Below are 4,794 nucleotides of genomic sequence, written 5' to 3' on the forward strand. Positions count from 1 at the left end.
AAGATGCCCTATTCTTTGGCAAGTTTCCCGTTGTATTTGAAGGAAATGATACCAAAGGCATCATTCAGGCACTTTCTACAAACCAGGATCAGTATCTTGTGCTAAGTTCTACAGGCACTTTTGATAAAAGGAGTATTACTGCATCTCATAGGAAAAAAATCGTTGAGAAAAGAAACCAGTTTGTTTTTGCAATCTATCACTTTTTTGATTATCTTAAAAAATTTATTAATGAAGAAACTCCTCAGTACAAAAATTTTAAATTGCTTTTAGATGAAAAAGAACTTTTAGAGTCATATGTTTTAAGATTTTTGAAAGATTTACGAAACACAAGAAAGTTTGTAAAGAAAGTCCTTGAAGTAAATAACGAAAGCATACAAGGGCTTAAATTATACAATCAAACGATCGGAGGCTTTGAAGTTGAAGCAAACATAAAAGACAATGAATTTAACCTTAAAAAAAATGCACCTGTTGTGATTTTGGAAAAACCTCCTTTCAGTATGAAGGTATTTGGCGTTGTAAAAGAAGTAGACTTTAAAACGATAAAAATTTTAACTGATTACAATTCAGTATCTGCCGATTCTGTTGTCCCACTAAAAACTATGGAAAGAAGTATAAAAGGTATTGTGAAGATAAAAGAAAAGCAATCCCTTTTAAAAGATTTTCTTATACATTCGGTGCCCTTGCCTCCGCTTCCTTCGTTAGATTACACACCAAAAGAACTAATAAGTGTAAACCCAATTTTTGCTATCATTAAAGGTGATTTTGGAACAGGTAAAAAACACCTTGTAGGAGAATTCTTAAGAGACTTCCCTTCTAAAAAAGTTATCATATATTCAAAAAATTTGTATGCTTCCCTCTATGAAGTGTTTGGTAATTTGGTCTGTAAAGATATAAATTCAATTACCGACTATTACAATGATATCTTTTATTTTGACAAGGAAATCCTCTATGAAGATTTACTCAACCTTGCCTCATTTACGGAAAATCTCATTGTATTCACTTATCCTACCACCTCTGTGCCTTTTGAAGAAAGAGTTAAAAATACCAACCTGAGGTTGCTAAACGATGTTTTTGGCTTTGATAAGTCCATTTACAATTTTGTATCTAAATTTTTTAAATTCAGTGCTTCTTCTAAACTTGAATTAAACGAACTTAAGATTATAAACAAAGATAACATAAGTAAAGAGTTTATCCCAATTATAAATCCTGAGAAGGTTGTGCAGTTTGTGCGGATTGTAGGAAACACCACATTTAACAAAAACAAATTGAATGAGCAAGAGGGCAAATTTACAGTTGAACTTATCTCAAACTTCCTTAGAAGTGGAGTTGAAAGGTCTTCTTTAGAGGTGATTGTGCCATACGAAAGACAAAAAGCATACATAAATGAACTATTGAAGGAAGCACACATTGATGATATTGCCGTGAAAGAAGTTTTTGAAGCCGTGCAAAAACCGGTTGTGATAATTAACTTTGTTGATGAGGGAGATCTACCGATCAATTTTAAAGATAACTTCAATTTGTCTTTTGCCATAACTAGGGGAAGAAACAAGATAGTGCTTGTTGGCTCTCCAAGGGTTGAAAAATTATTATTGCACTAAACTTTTAATTTATCTTGAATATACAAAAGCATTATAAGTGGCATTTCTTTAAGAAGTTTTAATCCTGTATTCGATGGCTTATCCATCATACCGAATTTTAAAAGAACATCTTCCACTTTATCTTGTTTTATGCTTCTTATAATTTTATCTTTACTCTCATCGGATAGTGTTTTATAGATATCTCTTAAAATTAGTTCTCTTCTGAATTCTTTATAGAGTTTTTCCCTTACAATACTTTCATAAGAGGATAGTGCCTTGTAAAAATACTTACTTGGAACATTGAAGGCTTTTATAACTGCTTTTGATAGCTCATCTGCGCCAATAAATCCCGTAAGAAGCCCACCACCAGAAAAAGGTTTTACTTGCCTTGCACTATCACCAACAAATAGAATATTATCAAAAACGATTCTTTTTGGAATTCCAATTGGTATACTCCATACAACTGGCTTACCTACAATACGAGCGTGTTTTAGTAAGCTCCATTCTAAAAATAACTCGTCGAGTTTTTTAAGTATGTTCTCTCCTTTGGATGTGCCAAAACCAATTCTTGCAAAGCCATCTTTTGTTGGAATAATCCATGAAAACCAATCTGTTGCAATTCTATTGTTCATATAAATGTATGCAACTTCGTTATCTACTAAAGAGACTTCTCCATCAACTTGAACGGTGTAAATAGTCTCACTTTTTAATTCCACTCCTATTTTACTTTGAATTGCATTTGCTGCACCTGTTGCTACCACAAGCACTCTTGCTATGTATTCATCGCCGTTATTTAGTCTAACAATTTTATTTTCCTCTTCTTTTTTTATTTCCTTAACGTGGGCGTTGTAGACAATCTTGGTAGAAGCACTTTTTGCAAGTTTTTCAGTGTATATATCAAAATTTACCCTATCTATGACAACTGCATATGGAATCTCTCTTTTAAATAGAAACGTATTTTCCTCAAAAGAATACACAACGCCACCTTTTATGTAGTTTAAAATAAGATTGTCTTTAACTTCTCCGATATTGATAAATTCAATTGGGACTAAACCAGAGCAGTGGTTTGGATAACCAACCCCTGATTTTGCTTCTAAAACTAAAACCCTAAGGTTTGCCCTTCCTAATGATGTTGCAACCCTTAATCCAACTGGGCCACCGCCAATGATAACTACATCAAAAACGTTTTCCATTGTTTAAATTATAGCACTAAACAGTGTTATATACTAACTTTTTTATTTTTTTGGTTTTTATTGACAAATAAATTTTTAAGCATATAATGTTATGTGAAAATATTAAAAAAATAAATTTAGAGGATAGAGGGCTTATGATGACGCAAAACTTAACAAGAAGGCAATTGCAATTTCTTGAGGCTCTTGTGAATTTGTATGAAAAAGGTCATTTACCTGTTTCTTATAAAGATGTTGCCATATCGATGGAAGTGAGTCGATGGACTGCCTACGATATCATCCAAGAACTTTATAAAAAGGGGTATCTTACTTTAAAATATCACCCTGTGGGAGGAAAAGGTCGATCTGAAGTGCTCTATGCACCAACAGAAGAGGCAATAGAATTAGTTAAGAGTGGCTTTTATTTTGCCCCAGTTAAATCAGTAGGAAATTGGCTTACAGATTTCCATAAAAAAATCGGTAAGTTAAGTATCAATGCCGCAATCAGTTTTGTTTATGGTTTTGTTGAAAAAGAAAACAATCCCTTCCTTATTGTTTTATACACCATAAGCCTTGTATCCATACTTACAAAAATCTTTAATGTGGAGATTAACAACCTATACAACTTAAAAGTTTTACTCCAATCAAATATATACGCTCAAACAGTGCTGATGTTTTTTGTTGAGAGCGTTTATGGGATTGTAGAAGACAAGTATAAAGAGGAGAAAATACTCTTAGATAAAGAGGAAATTGAGAAATTTGATGCAATTTTAAAGAAGTTTAGGGAAAATATAAACCACGTGTCCCAGCCCATCCAAAGTAAAATTGTAAAATATTTGTCTTTAATAGTTTAAGGAGGTGAATATGGCGATAGGTGAAAACCTTAAAAAGTATGCGATCGCTAAAACCCTCGAATGGACCGTTGGTTATTTGCAAAAAGACCCTGAAAAAAATGTGAAAAGGGCTCTCGATGTTCTCCTAAAAGCTTAATACTTTTAATGCATCAGCTGTTCTTAAAAGTGAGATAGAAGGTGTAAAAAATCTTTTTAAAAACAATCGTCCAGGTGCAAAGTTAATTTTAAACCTTCTTAAGGATACCGATCCTTTAGTTGCAAAAAAAGTTGCGGTCAATTTTGTTGCTAATGCAGGTTGGTATGGCCCAGCACTTCAAAGAAAAATCACTAAAGAAGAAGGCTTTAATGTCCCCTGGTTTATGCTTGTTGACCCTACCGAAAGATGCAATTACAACTGTATTGGATGTTGGGCAGGTTCTTACGATAGAGCACATGAACTTTCCTTTGAAAGATTTGACAAGTTAATGCAAGAAGCAAAAGAACTTGGCATTTACTTTATTGTAGTTTCTGGAGGAGAGCCTACCATTTACCCACACTTATTGGATGTCTTCAAAAAACACAACGATATGGCATTTATGTTCTATACAAATGGCTCTCTTATAAATGAGAAATATGCAGAAAGACTAAGAGAAGTTGGTAATGCAGTTCCATGTATAAGTGTTGAAGGCTTTAAAGAGAAAACAGACTGGCGAAGAGGTGCTGGCGCATGGGATAGGGTAATGAAAGCAATGGATAACCTAAAGAAGGTAGGTGTGCCTTTTGGGTACTCTGTAACTGAAACAAGTAAAAACGTAGAAGAAGTTTTATCTAATGAATTTGTTGACTTTATGATAGAAAAGGGTGCAAAAATTGCATGGTATTTCCAATACATACCAACAGGGAAAGACCCTGACATAAGCCTTATGCTTACACCCGAACAAAGGCTTTACTCATACAATAGGATTCACTACATAAGGTCAAATAAACCACTCTTTGCAGCGGATTTTTGGAATGACGGACCCTACACAGGTGGGTGCCTTGCAGGTGGAAGAAGGTATATCCATATTACAGCAGATGGTGGTATAGAGCCGTGTGCATTTATCCATCTTTCACAGGGAAATATAAACGAAATGAGTTTAAAAGAAGCGCTACAACTTCCTTTCTTTAAAGAAATACAGAAACTCCAACCGTATTCAGATAACCTTTTAAGACCAT

3 protein-coding genes and 1 pseudogene are annotated in these 4,794 nt (G+C 33.8%); 3 read left to right on the plus strand and 1 reads right to left on the minus strand.

Annotated features, from left to right (window positions below; all coding sequences use genetic code 11):
* The coding region (locus K6343_02285) for a hypothetical protein (protein MEF3244799.1) at positions 1–1,598 on the plus strand (1,598 nt) is incomplete at its 5' end.
* Here K6343_02285 and K6343_02290 read toward each other — a convergent pair.
* Positions 1,595–2,770: an NAD(P)/FAD-dependent oxidoreductase gene (locus K6343_02290; GenBank protein MEF3244800.1), complete on the minus strand. Its 1,176-nt coding sequence runs from the start codon at positions 2,768–2,770 to the stop codon at positions 1,595–1,597. The two genes, K6343_02285 and K6343_02290, sit on opposite strands and share 4 nt — an antisense overlap.
* Before the next feature lie 134 nt (positions 2,771–2,904).
* On the opposite strand from K6343_02290, the gene K6343_02295 reads away from it, so the two are divergent.
* Positions 2,905–3,600, plus strand: a complete 696-nt coding sequence (locus K6343_02295) for a hypothetical protein (GenBank protein ID MEF3244801.1) — start codon at positions 2,905–2,907, stop codon at positions 3,598–3,600.
* Between the two features lie 10 nt (positions 3,601–3,610).
* Positions 3,611–4,794 (plus strand): annotated as a pseudogene (locus tag K6343_02300) (radical SAM protein).

This window comes from Caldisericaceae bacterium (assembly GCA_036574215.1).
GTDB lineage: Bacteria > Caldisericota > Caldisericia > Caldisericales > Caldisericaceae > Caldisericum.